This is a genomic window from Candidatus Phyllobacterium onerii (assembly GCF_028331445.1).
Taxonomy (GTDB): Bacteria; Pseudomonadota; Alphaproteobacteria; order Rhizobiales; family Rhizobiaceae; genus Phyllobacterium; species Phyllobacterium onerii.
In genome coordinates this window covers 72,274-88,544 of the sequence record NZ_JAQMHX010000010.1, presented here as the reverse complement: position 1 = coordinate 88,544, position 16,271 = coordinate 72,274, and the positions used below count along the sequence as shown (strand labels likewise).

The 16,271-nt window shown below is 54.2% G+C and carries 15 protein-coding genes and 1 pseudogene; 9 read left to right on the top strand and 7 right to left on the bottom strand.

Annotation, left to right across the window (positions count from 1 at the left end):
• Positions 1-143: 143 nt before the first annotated feature.
• The 3 genes from PHA01_RS21425 (at position 144) to PHA01_RS21415 (ending at position 2,096) form a co-directional block, all read left to right on the top strand.
• Complete coding sequence (locus PHA01_RS21425; protein ID WP_271898379.1) at positions 144-860, top strand: GntR family transcriptional regulator; 717 nt, start codon at positions 144-146, stop codon at positions 858-860.
• A gap of 248 nt (positions 861-1,108) precedes the next feature.
• Positions 1,109-1,606, top strand: coding sequence for an RrF2 family transcriptional regulator (locus tag PHA01_RS21420; RefSeq protein ID WP_271898378.1), 498 nt, complete (start codon positions 1,109-1,111; stop codon positions 1,604-1,606).
• A 28-nt stretch (positions 1,607-1,634) separates the two neighbouring features.
• Complete coding sequence (locus tag PHA01_RS21415) at positions 1,635-2,096, top strand: carboxymuconolactone decarboxylase family protein (protein WP_271898377.1); 462 nt, start codon at positions 1,635-1,637, stop codon at positions 2,094-2,096.
• Between the two features lie 111 nt (positions 2,097-2,207).
• On the opposite strand, the gene PHA01_RS21410 is transcribed toward PHA01_RS21415, so the two are convergent.
• Together PHA01_RS21410 and PHA01_RS21405 are read right to left on the bottom strand one after the other, a co-directional pair.
• Complete coding sequence (locus PHA01_RS21410) at positions 2,208-2,879, bottom strand: FMN-dependent NADH-azoreductase (RefSeq protein WP_271898376.1); 672 nt, start codon at positions 2,877-2,879, stop codon at positions 2,208-2,210.
• Between the two features lie 174 nt (positions 2,880-3,053).
• Positions 3,054-3,887, bottom strand: a complete 834-nt coding sequence (locus PHA01_RS21405) for an alpha/beta fold hydrolase (protein ID WP_417021004.1) — start codon at positions 3,885-3,887, stop codon at positions 3,054-3,056.
• A gap of 116 nt (positions 3,888-4,003) precedes the next feature.
• Between PHA01_RS21405 and PHA01_RS21400 the strand changes: the two genes are divergently transcribed.
• Positions 4,004-4,900 carry a LysR family transcriptional regulator gene (locus PHA01_RS21400; RefSeq protein WP_271898374.1) on the top strand — a complete coding sequence of 299 codons (897 nt, stop codon included), beginning with the start codon at positions 4,004-4,006 and terminating at the stop codon, positions 4,898-4,900.
• A 310-nt stretch (positions 4,901-5,210) separates the two neighbouring features.
• On the opposite strand, the gene PHA01_RS21395 is transcribed toward PHA01_RS21400, so the two are convergent.
• Positions 5,211-6,017 carry an MBL fold metallo-hydrolase gene (locus PHA01_RS21395; RefSeq protein WP_271898373.1) on the bottom strand — a complete coding sequence of 269 codons (807 nt, stop codon included), beginning with the start codon at positions 6,015-6,017 and terminating at the stop codon, positions 5,211-5,213.
• 792 nt (positions 6,018-6,809) lie between these two features.
• Positions 6,810-7,430 (bottom strand): hypothetical protein, encoded by a 621-nt coding sequence (locus PHA01_RS21390; RefSeq protein WP_271898372.1) that lies wholly within the window; start codon positions 7,428-7,430, stop codon positions 6,810-6,812.
• A gap of 194 nt (positions 7,431-7,624) precedes the next feature.
• On the opposite strand from PHA01_RS21390, the pseudogene PHA01_RS21385 reads away from it, so the two are divergent.
• A pseudogene (locus tag PHA01_RS21385) lies at positions 7,625-7,882 on the top strand (DUF4142 domain-containing protein); the annotation flags it as partial.
• Positions 7,883-8,212: 330 nt separating this feature from the next.
• Here the strand turns inward: PHA01_RS21385 and PHA01_RS21380 are convergent.
• From PHA01_RS21380 to PHA01_RS21370, 3 genes are all read right to left on the bottom strand, one after another.
• Positions 8,213-9,970, bottom strand: coding sequence for a thiamine pyrophosphate-dependent enzyme (locus PHA01_RS21380; protein WP_271898371.1), 1,758 nt, complete (start codon positions 9,968-9,970; stop codon positions 8,213-8,215).
• A 513-nt stretch (positions 9,971-10,483) separates the two neighbouring features.
• The gene (locus tag PHA01_RS21375; protein ID WP_271898370.1) at positions 10,484-10,798 is read right to left on the bottom strand and encodes a hypothetical protein; all 315 of its coding nucleotides are present in this window, start codon (positions 10,796-10,798) and stop codon (positions 10,484-10,486) included.
• The gene (locus PHA01_RS21370; protein WP_271898369.1) at positions 10,756-11,160 is read right to left on the bottom strand and encodes a hypothetical protein; all 405 of its coding nucleotides are present in this window, start codon (positions 11,158-11,160) and stop codon (positions 10,756-10,758) included. The genes PHA01_RS21375 and PHA01_RS21370 overlap by 43 nt, the downstream gene beginning before the upstream one ends.
• Positions 11,161-12,204: 1,044 nt before the next feature.
• Here PHA01_RS21370 and PHA01_RS21365 point away from each other — a divergent pair.
• The 4 genes from PHA01_RS21365 (at position 12,205) to PHA01_RS21350 (ending at position 16,271) form a co-directional block, all read left to right on the top strand.
• The gene (locus PHA01_RS21365; protein WP_271898368.1) at positions 12,205-13,395 is read left to right on the top strand and encodes a carbohydrate kinase family protein; all 1,191 of its coding nucleotides are present in this window, start codon (positions 12,205-12,207) and stop codon (positions 13,393-13,395) included.
• 45 nt (positions 13,396-13,440) lie between these two features.
• Entirely contained in the window at positions 13,441-14,190 is a 750-nt protein-coding gene (locus tag PHA01_RS21360; protein WP_271898367.1) for an ATP-binding cassette domain-containing protein, read from the top strand.
• Positions 14,191-14,245: 55 nt separating this feature from the next.
• Positions 14,246-15,229, top strand: coding sequence for an autoinducer 2 ABC transporter substrate-binding protein (locus tag PHA01_RS21355; RefSeq protein ID WP_271898366.1), 984 nt, complete (start codon positions 14,246-14,248; stop codon positions 15,227-15,229).
• A 64-nt stretch (positions 15,230-15,293) separates the two neighbouring features.
• The gene (locus tag PHA01_RS21350) at positions 15,294-16,271 is read left to right on the top strand and encodes an ABC transporter permease (RefSeq protein ID WP_271898365.1); all 978 of its coding nucleotides are present in this window, start codon (positions 15,294-15,296) and stop codon (positions 16,269-16,271) included.

Genomic DNA, 16,271 nt, shown 5'->3' with positions numbered 1-16,271 from the left:
AATGCTATAATGCGTCAATTGAGCAAAGTGCGGATATTTGTCTAGCTGCAGCTATGCGTCAGGTGAGATTGTAATCTCGAGGAATTTCGGGCTATTTGGACTTAACATCGAAAGTCGAATTCCGCTTTTCTCAGGGCCGGCAGATGATCGCAAGCGATACAAAAAAGGAAAATGCCTCGGTGGATATGAGTTTTGGACCCGTCTCTTCGCGCACGACGATTCAGGATGGCGTTTATCAACAGCTGCGCCAGGCCTTGATGAACGGTCAGTTCAATCCGGCCCAAAGCTTGACGATCGCAGGTCTCGCCGAAACATTCGGGACCAGCAATATGCCCGTGCGCGAAGCATTACGCCGGCTTGCAGCGGAAAATGCGCTTGAGATCGCCTCAAACGGTTCAGCGCGCGTGCCCGTGGTCACGGCAGCGAGGCTGGACGATCTTTGCCGAGCCCGGATTGTGGTCGAAGCGCTGGCGACAGAGCTGGGAGCGCCGCGACTGACGCCGAAGGACCTCGAAATCCTCAAGGGGATAGTCTCGGAACAGAAGGAAATTGGGCGTGACAAGAATATCTACACGCTGATTACCAAGAACCAGCAGTTCCACTTCACCATTTATCGCGCGTCGGGATCGGATGTTCTGATCCAGCTCATCGAAACATTATGGCTGCGGTTTGGACCCTATATGCGGATGCTGTCCACGCATGTTGCTCCGTTGATCCGCGCTGGCGAATCCGAGCCCTCCGGGAGACATATCGCTATTGTCGAAGCGCTTGAAAGCAAGGATTTTGCCCGGGTGCGTGAAGAAATAATCGCTGATATCAGCGCCACGCAGGAAGTGTTGCGGCCACTTTGTCCTGAATGACGTAAACTGAAAGCACAGCTAGCGCGAACTGTTGATTTCCACTGGGAACTGACCCGGCATGCACCATTTTACGGTTCTTTCGGATTGATGCGGTGGCCCGTAGCAACCGTTTCGAGGAGCACAAGTGGTCGTCAATCCCATTCAAGCAGGTCGAGTCGCCGGAGGCAGGGCACGACGGCCCGCGAGTGCTAAAGTTGACTTATTTCCAATCATGGATAATAAATATCTACGACTAAGGAGCGATGTCGATGAAACTCAGTGACGGAGTGGAACAGGCAATCCACAGCGTGACGATGTTGGCGCATTTGACGCCAAGGGGCATGCTTTCGGCCGCAGCTCTCGCTCAATTCCACGGTGTGTCGCCCAGCTATTTGCTTAAGCATCTCCAGGCTCTCTCGAGTGCCGGCATCGTCGAAACCATGCCTGGTCCGAAGGGCGGGTATCGCCTTGGAAAGTCAACAGCAGATATTTCGCTTCTGGACATCGTGCTTGCCGTCGAGGGCCGCGAAACTGCCTTTCGCTGCAATGAAATTCGCCAACGCGGCCCCAACCCGTTACCGGGAAATCCCACGAAACCCTGCGGCATCGCGGTAGCGATGCTGAAGGCTGAGCGCGCCTACCGCGCCGAACTCGCGCGCGTTTCGATCGCCGCGATTATTAATGGCCTCCAGGAGGCCGACACGAGCGGCGCAATCGCCGCCCGCAGTTGCGCCTTCCTCGAGATCAACGAACGTAAACCCACCTGACCCTCCATGGAAATAGAAAGGGCTGAACATGCGACAGAGATTAAATTTCTATACAGCCGCTCCCGACGCCTACCAGGCTGTGGCCGCACTTGAGAACTATGTCCGGAATTCGGGTATTGAAAAGCGCCATATCCATCTCATCAAGCTTCGCGCGTCCATTATCAACGGCTGCTCCTATTGCGTCGATATGCACAGTAAGGAAGCTCTCAGCGGCGGGCTGCCGCAACAGTGGATCAACCTGATATCCGCATGGCAGGAATCGCCGATTTATGACGATAAGGAACGCGCTCTGCTTGCCTGGGTCGACGCGGTGACCAACCTCGCCCAAACCGGCGCGCCCGACGATGCATTTCAAGCTCTAAAGGCGCACTTCAGCGAAGAAGAGATGACCAAGCTCACCGTCGCAATTGGAGTCATCAATATCTGGAACCGCCTCTGTGTGGGTTTCCGATCCCAGCATCCGATCGATGAGCCAGCTCAGGCAGCATGAGGGTATTGATCAGTTCATGTCATCCGCCGGCTTAAGACGGCGGATGAAACAGCCTATTACCTGCGTGGTGCGGAATCAAACCAACTCACCCGTTCACACGATCGGCTGCTCTCACCCGGAGCGCCTCTGGAACGACCTGGCGGCTTCGGCCAGCTTTCTGGCAAGGAGTGTTGCTGCCTTGTGGGCTGTTTTAATCGAGTCGGTATGGAGTTCGCCGCCAAACTCTTGATATTCAATAGCAACATGGTGCAGTTCGACTGCTCCGAGATAATGCTTAATTGCCCGGATATGGGAGTCGAGATGGTTCATGTGCTCCCGAATGCCGCCTGGCTCGAAACCGAATTCGCCACTCGCCGAGAGCAGCACCAGCGTCTTTCCAGTGAGGATCGGTTCTAGCGGAAAATCACCACGCGCGAGATCAAAGGTGAAAGTCTTATCGATACGAATTACCTGATCGACCCAAGCTTTCAAGGCCGATGGCATCCCGTAGTTGTACATCGGCGTTGCAAAGACGATTATGTCCGCCCTTGTCAGTTCACTCACAAGGGCATCTGATAGCGCAAGAATCTGATTTTGTTCTGGCGTGCGCATTTCTGGCTTGGTGAATGCTGCGCTAATCCAATTTTCCGAAATGGGAGGGGGTGGAAAGCGTCCAACGTCACGATCGATGACTTCGTCGCTTGGCCGAAACAAGAGCCAAGTGTCAACGAAGGCCTGCGACAAGTGCCGGGTTAGCGATCGGCTGGTGCGGGCGCTCGCGTTGATGTGGAGTAAAGTCGTCATTTGGCTTCTCCAGTGATGTCAGCGCGTCCTGTGTCGCGCAAGGGTTTTTGCGGATTCGGCTTGGCCAGATGTCGGAGGTCTCTTCTCGAAATGCTCGTGGGGCCCGAGATCTTACGCAGCCCTTTGTTTGGCTACGCCGCCAAGAGAAGTGCTCACGGTTTCCGGTGGCTCGGGTCAAGTTTTCAAAAGAAAGTCGAGCACTTCCCTGAGGAACTCTGCCGGAAGCTCGATATTGGGCTGATGTACTGCAGGCAGGATCTTCAACCGCGCCCCAGGGATCGACCGAGCGATATCTTCGCCCATCTTTCTCGTGGTTATGGTGTCGAATTCCCCGGCGATTGCCAAAGTAGGGGCATTGATCAGCGCGATGGTTCGTCGCATATCGCTATCTCTGACAGCTGCCCAATTGCCGGCGATGCCTTGCCGGGAAGTCTTCAAGAGCATCTCCCGGAACGTCCGAATTGTAGGAAGATCGGTCTTAAACATGCCATCAGGAAACCAATTGCGGAGAAAATTCTCAGCAGTTTGCTTCATGTCTTCTGCTGTGAGAATCGCTCGGATTGCGTCATCCCAATATTCGGCTGGTCCAAGATGAGCAGACGTGTTGGAAAGTATGAGCCGATCAATGCGGTCCGGCGCATGAATGGCGAGCCACTGGCCAACATAACCACCAAGCGATAAGCCAAGGAAATGCGTCCGCTCGATACCGAGGTGGTCCATTAACTCAATGACGTCGCGGCCTAGACGGGCATCTGAGTAGGCGCCAGCGGGGACGTCAGAGCTACCGTGGCCACGAAAATCGTATCGAACGACACGAAAGTGCCTCTCGAGTTTTTCGATCTGGCCGTCCCACATATGGAGTGTGGTTCCGATAGAATTCGCCAGAACGAGTGATGGTAGGGTGGGCTCGCCGTCAACCCTATAGGATGTGCGGACCCCGTCGCCTGTGGCAAAAAACGAGGCGGTCTGCTGTTTGTGTGCGGCCAACTGACCGGCAGCATTGTTCATAATGCTCTCCACCTTTAACTTCCGCCGCGTTGCTTGGCGAACTGCTTTGAACATACGGTATGCTATGTTCAATAAAAATTGCAAAGATCTGCAAAACTTTGTAATGACAATCAACAATGAACATGTTCACGCTACAAGAGGTTCAGTGTTTCGCCGCCGTCGTGCGTCAGGGTGGCTTTCAGGCCGGCGCGGCACTTTTAAACAAGTCACACGCGGCGGTTTTCGCGGCAATATCCAAGCTTGAGGACAACATCGGCGTGGCGCTGCTTGATCGGAGCGGCTATCGCGTGACACTGACGGAGGCCGGGCGTTCATTTTATCAAAAGGCCGAGTCACTTCTATCGGAGACTGAAGCGCTGAGGCTTCATGCGCTCCAGCTTGCGACTGGCGAGGAAACACACCTCAGTGTCGTGCTGGGAGACGCTTTTCCGCTGCATCAAGGCCTTGCTTTGCTGAGCGGTTTTTTTGCGCAACATCCAAAGACGCGGTTGGATCTCCATTTTGAAACAATCGGAGGACCGCAGGAAAGACTTCTGAACGAGGAGGCTGATCTCATCCTAAACTGGGTTGACAAAACTGACACCAGGATCGAGTGGGTCGACCTTGGCACGGTGAACTTCCTGCCTGTGGTCGCCGCCGGATTTCTTCCCTTCGCTGTGACAAATTCCCTATCTTCGGAGCAGATGCGTGGACTTACCCAATGCATCATTCGCGACACCGCCCGGGCAATACCGAAAACGAGCTATTATCTTGTAGAAGGCGCACCAAGTTGCACAGTTGCTGATCACGTCATGAAGCGGGAAGTGATCTTGCGCGGAATGGCATGGGGTCATCTGCCCGCCTTTATGATCCAAGAGGACCTTCGCGAAGGAAGACTGATATCGATCAAAGGCAACCACTTTCCTGGAATAACAAATGAGATCGTCGTTGCCAGAAGGTGTGATCGCCCGCACGGGCCGGTGGCTAGCCGGCTTTGGCAGTACATTGCAGCGCATGCCTCAAATTCGACCTAGGTTGAGATGCAATTTGAGGACAACTGCAGGCACGCGTGCGATCCAAGCGTTTTCCAGCTTGGATCTTGCTGGGCTGCGACGCTTGGGAGTTGGAAGATTAGCATTATCCGTCAGGGAGAGGGCCATAAGGGTTCTGCAGACCTTCGCAGTGAAGCACACCGATGTACACTTTCTTCTGTGGTAATTTAGCGGCGCACAGTCAGCATTCGACACATCTCAATCGTTGAGAACGCGCGACCCACTGATATCGGCAGCTCACAATTAACCTAAAAGAAAACCGGGTTGTTTGGGAGCAATTCGCGAACCTTCGCTAGCTTTTGATGGCCCTCAAATATCTTTCGACTGATCTGGCAACGACGCGTGAGCCGTTCGTTTTGATCGTTCTGCCGGTAAACCCGCCATAGATAGCTTCGAATTCAAAGGGCCGCACGGCATTGGAAATCCGCTTCACGGCTCTGGCATTGAGTGGGATCAGGTTTGGATAGCTTCGCATGAAACTTACATACCGACGGTCGAGAGTAACTTGCATCGTGTCGCCCACGAAAAGAGCGCCTCGGCCACCTTCCAGCCAGGGACAGTAAAGCACAGAGCTGCCGGCGAAATGGCCACCGCACCGGATTACGGTTGCCCGACCTAGTTGCAGGCTTTCACCCGACCATAGGCGCAACGAAGAACTGGATCTCTGCACCCATTCGCCGTCATCGGCGTGCACATAGATCGGCACATTGCCACAGGCGCTGCTCCACTCATTCATTGAGGAATAAAAGTGCGGGTGTGAAATGACAATCGCCATAAGACCGCCTAAAGCGGCAATGCGGGCTGTGCTGGCCTCATCAACGAGGCTGAGGCAATCCCAAAGAATGTTGCCATCCGGGCCTTCGATCAGCAAGGCCCGCTGGCCAATCGCGAAGTCTGGCGAGATGCGCAGGCTGTGTATCTCTTCAGCCTCTTCATTCCAAGCGATGCTGTGCGACCGGCTGATTGCCGCCATGTCTGTCCACGCTTGCCCAGATTGTGGAACGAACTGCCGCTCGTCCTCGCAGACAGGGCATATTTGTGGCGGTGTTGAAGTCTTGCCGAACTGCAGGCCGCAGGCGGTGCAAATAAAAAAAGGCATTTTCTAAGTCCTCGACTTCTCACAAGAATACCTGTCCTCAGCTTAAAGTCGAGATCGCACTGGTGCGCCGGCGGTTGTCACAGTCGTGACGTAAAGAGCGATGGTGGAGCTGACGCCGAAGTGGGTAACACCTCCCGGCGCGATGTCCCGACCCTATCTGCTGTTGAGTCCGAGGTGATGGCTCGTTATTAAAAGCATCAAAGATGCTGACCACCGGAGCGCGCAGACTGAGGCCCATACCTTTTAAGAGAGCTAATCATCAGATCGGCCTTGGATCAATTTCCCTGGAGCGCGCGACGGATGAGCTGGTACAGGCTTTTGGAGAGGACGAGGAACGAGATTCTGGCTCAGGGGACAAAACCGTCGACAAAGATGGAATCGTCGTCGAAGAGAATGGTATCGCGGTATCCAGTTTTGCTTGGCATTGTCGCTGGCATTAAAGCTTACTCTCGGTGCCCTCGGCGCATGGCCAAAGGTCGAACAGCACATTATTGACCGGTTGCAGGATATTCTCTGCCGTACCGATAGCACAGGAACGCGACTCGATTGATCTCGCAACGATCAACAAAGCCTATGCCTGGATCATCGCCGGTTTGCCTTGCCAGATCATCTTGTGGAGCCTCCGGCGTTCGCGCTGCGCATTTTCCACTACTACAAGGCCAAAAATCCCTCCGAGGCCTCCCTTCTCCGATCTCAGTTGGTGTTGCGGTTCTTATCGCACAGGACAAGGATCTCGCGAGCATCCGAGCGAACATAGAAGGCGGAACGCGCCCGCCTTCTAAAGTCTGATTATTACTTTGGGCAGTCTTTGGGCTGCGTGCCCGAAGTTGACGTGGTATTGCCACTCGTCGAGCCGGACGAGTCAGGGCAATCCGTTGATCCGCCGGTGGTTGTCTTGCCCTGTGCGTTGGTTCCGGTGTTATTGCTGCTTGAGTTATTAGTACCCGATTTGGCAGTTCCATCGTTTGAGATCGATCCAGTACCATTACTGGTATTGGTGCCGCCATTATTGTTGTTGTTTCCGGTGCCGTTGCTCGCACCAGAGCTGTTTGAACCGTCGCCTGATGTTTGTGCGACCGCCCCGCCAACCAGCGCCAACGAGATAAATGCAACTGCGAGAGACTTCACTAACATTGTTTCCTCCAAGGATTGTGTTTTTCCCCGTGGACTTGCGAACTGCTGCGATCTTTGAAAGTTCCCGGCACATTGCAAAATGCCTGCCGCCGCGCGGGTAATGGCCATTTTTCCAGGAACAATTTTAAGCAAATAGGGTTGCTCCGAAAACGGGGCGGTGACCGGATCCTCAGGCACCGCCCTGATGTAAAGTCGGCAAATGGAAGGCGCTGCCATGAATAGCGAATTAGAACGGCTTAAGTACAAAACGCCAGCCTGGATGAAAGTTTGTATTTTCATTGGCGGCGTGGCGATAGCGGTGCTTATCGCAAAAGTCCTAGCGAGCATTTGACGGACTGGAACTCGAAGGACTATGGAATGAACTGATCAATCCGCAGCAGGAGCCTCTTTGCATTTTGATGGTACCGCTAGGACTACCGGTGTGACAGGCCAGCAGATTTCTCTTTAATCAGCAACGCCTCAGCAACTCATTGAGCGGGCAAGTCAAGGTGATGCCGCCGACGTCGATGTCGGACGCGCAAAAGGAAATGCTTAACAAGCTGAACGGCCTGCAAGGCACCGATTTCACCGAACAGTATCATTCGGACCAAGTCTCAGCTCACAAGGACGCTGTCGATCTGTTCAAACGCTATGGCGACAAAGGCGAAAACGCTGAGTTAAAGGCTTGGGCGGCGAAAACGCGGCCAGCCCTGGAGCATCATCTGCAAATGGCGGAAGGGTTCGACATATAACTTGCCGAACGTCCTTCAATCCATTCGGCCAATCCATACCGTTGGCAACGGATAACCAATTCTTTGCGGTCGATGACGGTTAGGATCTGGCGCTTTAACATGGTCTTCTAGTGCCAGCATAACTGCCGCCCAAGGGCATTACTCATTGTCACCTAGGCCTCACAAGGTGCCTACAGATAACATCTTCGATACAGCGGGCAGTGCAAGTGATTTCTCGGTAGTCGCAAAGGATTTTTCGCGTTCGGCTGCACCGCCTCAAGAAAGCTGCGCTCTTCGTCACTTAAACAGCGGCGTTTGAAAAACTCGCCAATATAGGCGAACAACCGGCTACTAGCCGCCATTGTACATGCCTTTAACAGGTTTTCGTGAGATATTTCTTCTGATGCACTCGGCTCCGGGCGTGTCAGCAAGCGCCTTTTCAAAGTTTCTGCGATAATCCTTCGGCATCTTCGGGGGCATCAAGGGTTCATATTTGTCGACGACCGCCTCTATTATGGTTGGCTGCGAATGAGACATCGCGTCTGATAAGATATCCTGAATCCTCGCCGGGTCTTTGATCGTATAGCCTTTGCCCCCCATTGCTTCGGCAGCCTTGGCGAAGTCGATTTCGGCCAGTTCACAGGCAAACTGGGGATTTCCGAGGAACATCATCTGTTCCCACGCGATTTGATTCAGCATACCATTTTTGATGACGAGAACCTTCAATGGGATATCGAAACTTACGGCAGTAGAAAATTCGCCTAATTGCATTGCCAGGCCGCCATCTCCCACAATGGCGAAAACCGGACGACCGGGAAATGCAATGCCTGCCGCCAGTGCATAGGGCAAACCGCAAGCCATTGAAGCGAGGGAACCCGACACCGAAAAGCGTTGGCCGCCCCTTATCGTCACGTGGCGAGCTGCCAACTCCGTGTTTTGTCCCGAATCGGCAACCACAACGGCATCCTCAGGGAGCATTTTTCCCAGAGCCCCAACGACGGTTTGAGGTTTCATGGGCAGCGACGTATCAGCCTCGAGTTCGGCTATCATTTGCCGCCAACGGTGCATTTTACGCTTGGACTCATCAAGAAACCTCATATCAATTCTGTCTTTCAGATGTTCCAACAATAACCGGATGGTCGAAGCGGCATCACCCACCAAGCCCACCTCGACAGGACAGCGAAGACCAATCCGTTGCCCATCAACATCGATTTGAAGACAGCGCGCTTGTCCGGGCCTGGGGTAGTACTCGACATAAGGAAAGCTCGACCCCACTATCAAAAGGGCATCGCAGGATTCCATAACCTCTTGTGATGCCGCAGTCCCCAGTATCCCAATACCTCCGGTGGTGTAGGGATGATCGTCAGGCAAGACATCCTTCCCCAGCAATGCCTTGATGATTGGAGCACCAAGCTTTTCCGCAATCTTCGTTACCTCTGTGGCGGCGCCGCGTGCACCATTGCCGATGAGGATGGCAATCTTCGAACTAGAATTCAAAATCGCGCTGGCACTTGCAATTTCATCATCCGTTGGCACAGGATTGGACCTGAACCAGTCATTCGAGACATGGCCTGGCTTGTTACGTTTCGAGCGTGCCGATTCCTCTGCGCTCTGCTCCTGCACGTCGTTCGCGATGGAAATATGGGATACACCTCTTTTGGAGTACGCGGATCGGCAGGCAAGACTCGTTACATTTTCAACATGGGCCGCGTCGGAAACCTGCGCATTATAGACCGATACGTCATCAAATACCCTGATCAAATTGACGTCTTGCTGGGTGAATGTCTCGTTCAGGTCATGAAACTGCATTCCCGTGATCGCCAGAACCGCAACCTGGTCGAGTTTTGCGTCGTAGAGCCCGGTCAGTAGATTTGTTCCGCCAGGGCCGGAGGTAGCAAGGCATACACCGAGCTTCCCCGTCCACTTTCCGTATGCTGTAGCCATGAATGCGGCAGTTGCCTCATGCCTGACCTGTACGAAACGAATCTCCTTCTGACGTTTTCGCAGCGACTCCATTATTCCGTTGATACCGTCACCGGGCAATCCGAACATGACCTCGACATCCCATTTCAGGAGCGTTTCGATCAGGATATCTGCTGTATTGGCCATGAGCTGTTCCTTTGGTGAGCCTCCTCATGGCGCAAACCGTTGCGCGGCCAATTGGTTCCCTATCGAATTGTCCGCGGATTCCTGGATGAGGTGAGTTCGCTTTGGGGTCTTGTGCCGATCGCGCATTGCGACCAGGACGCGAAGAAGATTGAGCCCCTTCCTTCTTATGATCCATGCTGGGACGGCCAAGAGCCGATCCCGAAGAGAAGCGACGCCCCGTGAACGACGTCAGCCGCCAAAGAAGAAGCCGGAAGCGTGACAACGCTTGACTTCAACACGCCGAATAGAGAAGACCCTATTTAAGAGCAAAGCAACAAAGAGGGCACCCGCGGTTCGTCTGCCATCGCCTGGTCGCCACAACTTCAGCATGTCGAGGAAGGCCTCTGGCGCCTCGTCGTGCGCTGTACGGCCGCGCCGACAGTATATGCTACCGCGTTCACCGGCGATATAACGAGTCGATGACCCATATGATCACATCCGGAACTCGGCTTTTGCGCGCGATATCCTGAGAATCTACGAACCGTTCGGCCGCCATGAGAGCGCAGACATCGTCGCAAGACAAAGCGCTGCAAATGCAATCGCCGTATTGGCTGCGCGGGAGCATTCCCATTGCTGCCTGAGCGCCTCCCTATTCGCGGGAACCGTCGTCCAGTTCTGCGTGACCCGGTTGGCGGGTTGCGTCCAAAGATAGAAGATCGCGAGCATGAGCGCGAAACAGAGTGCGGCGAGAAATACGAACCAGAATGGCGCACTTTGCGAGCGTGCCAGGATCGCCAGCAAACCGTTTAAGATAAGCCCGGCAGGCCACAGCAGTCTAAGAATGGCCATCCATAATAGATGCCTTGGACGGTGAAGTAATCGGCCTGTGGCAACGCGATCTTGTTGGGCAAGGCGGCGAGATGTGCCCCCGCCGGTATGAGCGCAAGCGCCGAGATGACGATGGCGAGGAATTGAATGATCTTGACAGCCACGGTCTCTCCTTTCATCACTGCTGCCGCGTCAGTTCCGTGAAGCGAAGTGCTGCAGGAACCATCGGATCGCGAGGTCGGCGAACTTGTCGAGCGCGCCGTGTTCCTGGAAGAGATGTGCCGCGCCGATCGCCCGAGCCCGATCACCTGCGTGTCCGCGCCGCCGACGATGGGCAGTGTCGATCGCTGATCTGAGAAGCAATATCTGACGTCATAGGACATGCTATCGCTCACCTTCCGGGCCCTTTGCCCTCGGCCAGGGCGCGTACCGCGATATACTGGTCGGTAATCATTCCGATGAAGTCTTGCCCCACCGGCGAATACACCGGTGTCGAGCCCGCCATCAGCTGGGCTGCCTGCTCAAGCGTTTCTTCGGAACTGGGCGCTCGTCATTCGGTCACCTGGATCGCGGCCTCCCTTTGGAAGATATGCGGGCCGCGAGCTACTGTCCACTGCGGCGCCAATGAGAAACGGACCTATGCTCCAAGAGTTCCCCCCTTCAGGCGATTGGTTTCGCAACGATATGGAAGCAGACCATCAATAGCGTTTGACAAGCGTTGGCGCGATCCATACGCCACAACATCGGAGGTTATCAGTAACAGTTCCTTTGAAAATGCCGATAATAGGCGAATTTCAGGCGTTTTCGGTTGTAGCGTAAAGGTCTACATCCCGATTAAAAGCCTGTTTTGTCTCGTCTATTCTAAAGTACTTCTCGAACAGAGTGTGGACTGCAGACCCGTTAGCTATCCCTCTCTCGTTGAATGAATACTTGATTTGGCAAAAAAGGAATGAAAAAGGCCGAAGGTCCGACAGCTGCTTTGCGCCTTCATTACTGCCGCTCGGGCCGCCCTGGCGATATCCTAAAAAGCGGTCGGTCGCCTTAGCTGAAGGTGTAGGCGGCTAATGCGTCGGGATCTGACAGAGCTTTTGGTGGTTACTCGTCGTCATCGATATCCGTAAAGGCCTGCGTCATGAGCGCGAATCGATCTCTTCTCGACATTTCCGTCTCCGCATCCGTATGTAGCGAAACTTAGGTCTCAGTCGGATCATCAGCCGAACGCAAGTTCCGGCACTGGTCCTCCACCATCTATTGGCTCCGCAATCCCATATTTCTATCGACCCCGGAATTGAAAGAATTTCAATACTCCAAGTTTGAGGAGCCGTTTTGCGTAAACCCGGATCAACATTTCCTAGAAAATCTTACAAAAAGATTGACATTCGTGCGGTTTCGTCTCAAGTTTTTGAAGCGCTTCAATCGAGTAGGGAATGATGGCCCCCCGCAGACGCCCAACAATTGCTGATGTTGCCAAGTGTGCCGGGGTTTCGATCGGCACAGTATCAAATTATATCAATCGAACAGCCGTTGTCCGTAGCGATACTGAAGCGCGCATAGCCAAAGCAATTGCGGAACTGACTTATCGCCCCAGCGCAATCGCCAGATCACTGCCCGGATTGGCGTCCGACCCAAATTTGGAAAATGTCTCGTCTTTGCCCCGTCTTCTGGTAACGGGTTACATCAGTGTGGACTATCTCTGCCGCGTCGATGTGCTGCCGCATCGCGACGATCGTATTACCGCGCAACATATAGAGAAGGCCTTGGGCGGTCCTGCTGCAAATGTTGCCGTAGCGGCCGCTGGAGTGGGCAACCCATATGGTCTCGATGTCCAATTAGCGACTGCGGTTGGAGATGACCCGGACAGTGACTGGGCATTGGCCGAGCTTTCGCGTCGCGGAGTACATGCCTTGCCAATTCGCCGACCGTTTAACAATCGGCTTTCACGCGCGATTGTCATTATCGAGGCGAATGGCAGCCGCACAATCATTAATGAACCGTTTGAACTCAGCGAAATCGATCTCACGGCCAATCTGCCTGTGAAGCCAGAACCGCGCACCGCTTGCCTCCACGTCGAGGGTTATCATTACGAGCGGATGATCGGTTCCATTGATCGTTTTCACGAAGCTGGATGGTATGTCAGTCTCCATTCGACCGGCCTTCCGCAAAACGTTCGCACGCCTGCATCCTTCAAAGAGCTTGTATCCCGCATCGATCTGACCTTCATCAATGATGTGATGTTGCGTGAAATCTTCGAGATCAGAACGCCGCTTGCATCCATGCTGCAACAAACGAGGGAAATACTGGCGAATTTAGATAAGCGGGGCACGGTCGTGCTGACGCTCGGTGAGCTTGGCGCGGCCGTATTCGCAAAGGGCTCGTCCCAAGTGATTGAAGTCCCCGCGCTTTCGGTCAACATGGTGGATGCGACTGGCGCTGGAGACAGCTTCGCCGGGGTGTTCCTCAGTCAATGGCTACACGGCGCTTCACTTGTAAGGTCGGCCCAATACGCTGCGATTGCGGCAAGTTTGACAACGACCGCGGAAGGAGCTCAGGGGCTCGTTTCAACGTACGGGGAGCTTCAGTCTGCATTGTCGGAGTCAAATCTCAAGGTCTCTGCATGATTTACAGTCCAAGCGATTTCCTAAAGGCGCAAAAGGAAAGTTGATATGGTTTTCAAGCTGTCCGGCATCGTCAAACGATTTGGAGGGCTCGTCGCTCTCGACCATGTTGATTTCCATGTCGCCGATTCGGAAGTCATGGCCCTAGTTGGAGACAATGGCGCCGGCAAGTCGACATTGATCAAAACCATGTCGGGAGCGCATTTCCCCGACGAGGGTGAGATCACCATGCTCGGCAAAGTAATGCATTTCCGCTCGCCGCAAGATGCCTGGCAAAACGGAATTGCCACCATCTACCAAGAATTGGCCCTCGCCGGGAAAATGACCGTCGTCGACAATATTTTCCTTGGACGCGAGATAAAGCGCCCGCGCTTAGGCATACCCTTTCTTGATTTGCCTGCGATGCGCAAGCGTACTGAGGAATTGCTCAAGCAGCTGGACGTGCATGTTCCGAGTATCGACAGTTGGGTGGAATCTATGTCGGGTGGCCAGCGTCAGGGTGTGGCCATTGCCAGGGCCCTCAATATGGACGCACGCATGATAATCATGGATGAGCCAACGGCCGCGCTGGCAGTTGCCGAGGTGCGCAAGGTGCTGGATTTCGTTATCCGTCTGCGCGAACAGGGCAAATCTGTGGTGCTCATCTCCCACAATATCCAAGATGTTTTTGAAGTGTCCGACAGAATTTCCGTCATGCGGCATGGCCGCTGCATCGCGGTACGCGAGACACGCAGGACCACACCCCAAGAAATCATCGGCCTTATAACTGGGGCTCATGAGGTTCGCGCTGCCTCCTAGTGCGCAGTTCAAACACCAGTCTGTTTAAAACCAAAAGCAAAAGGGAACAACTTCAATGAGAACTCTTCTGAAATTCGCAGCAATCGGCTTGTTGGCTACAACTGCACTTAATGGCGCGGCGTACGCCAAGGATGTCCGGGTTGCCTTCGTTCCACAAATCCAGGGCATCCCCTATTATGTTGCTATGGAGACCGGAGCCAAGGCTGCAGCCGACAAGTTCGGCGTCACCTATGTGCAGCAGGGACCGACGGCGACCAACGCCGCCGATCAACTGCGCATCTTCGAAAGCTTCGTCAATCAGGGTTTTGACGTCGTCGCGGTCTCGCCGGTCGATGTTGAAACTTTGAAGCCGGCAATTGCACGCGCCACCGAAAAGGGTGTGCATGTGATCACGTCCGACGCCGATGCGGCTGGCAGCAAGCGGGCTTTCTATGTGGCGCAGGCCATGGACAAGGATCTGGGCTATAAGATCCTTGATGAAATGGTGGCGCGCGTTGGCAAGGAGGGTAAGATTGCTGTTATCTCCGACGCTCCGACAATTGCCAGCCTCAACAACTGGATTGCTGCCATTCAAGAGCGGGCCAAGTCGACCTATCCAGACCTGAAAATCGTCTCCGTCGACCATACCGACGGGACGGCTGCCCGTGCGTTCCAATTCGCAACTGACGCAATGACACGCAATCCCGATCTGAAGGGGATTATCGGCATCGCGTCGACGACCTGTCCAGGCATCGGTCAGGCCGTCGAAGCTGCAGGTCGGATCGGATCGATCGTCACGACAGGCTTCTGCTCGCCGAATACCGTCAAGGATTATGTCATGAGCGGTGCGATGACGTATTCGGTCCTTTGGAACCCGTCAGACCTTGGTTACCTCACGGTCTGGGCTGGTAAGGAAGTTGCGGAAGGCAAGAAATTCGAGGCGGCACCGAAAGTTGACGGGCTTGATGCCAAAATTCAATGGCTGCCGGACCAGAGCATCCTCCTATTGGGCGCTCCAATGGTCTTCACCAAGGACAATATTGGCCAGTTCAATTTCTGACCAGTATTCTCGTTAACGAGGGAAGCCGCGATCGGCGGCTTCCCTCGCATTGAAAGTGTAACTGATGTCCATCGCCGCCGACACACGTCCAACTTTACGCCTGAGTTCGCCTACGGCCACGCGAGAGCTATATCTTTTCATTGCCATTTTGATTGTCGGCGCAGGCTTTAGCTTCGCGTCGCCGTATTTTCTTACCCCGATCAATCTGATCCAGACTCTGCGCGCAGCCTTGGAACTTGCCATTGTAAGCGCTGGCATGACGTTAGTGATCATCATGGGCGGCATCGATGTCAGTGTCGGCGGAATTCTTGCCGTTACCGCCATCGTCATCGGTAAATCATATCAGGCCGGTCTCTCCTCTTTCATCGTTGCACCGATCGGACTTACGACCGGTACGCTGCTTGGAATGTGGAACGGTTTCCTGACAACGAAGCTCAAAGTGCCGCCAATCATCGCCACGCTTGGTTCGATGTACATTTTTTCGGCGATCATGTTCATCGTTATCGGCGGCGCCTGGATTTCAGGCCTGCCTGGCACGTTGTCACCGCTCGTCAATGGAACTGTCCTGATCATTCCGGCTTCGGCTCTGGTCATCCTGGTTGTCTATACCGCATGCTGGGTTCTGCTGCGCAAAGTGCCCTATGGGCGTCACGTCTACGCGATAGGCTGCAATGAAACGTCCGCCAAGCTTGTCGGCATCAATGTCGGTCGCACGAAAATTGCAACCTATGCTCTGCTGGGTTTTCTTGCCGGATTTGCAGCGCTGCTTTACGTGGCGCGGCTGCGCAACGTCGAAATCAATATCGGAACCACGGTAGCACTAGAAGCCATCGCCGCGACCATACTGGGCGGTACCAGCATCCGTGGCGGTGTAGGCAGCCTGCTCGGCACACTCCTCGGCGTCATCTTCATTCGCATCATCCAGAACGGCCTCGTGCTTATCGGCGTTTCTTCCCTGTGGGAGACGGTGATTATTGGCAGTCTTCTGATCGTCGTATTGACAGCCGACGCCCTCCGCAATCGTAATAGTCCAAGAGTCTGA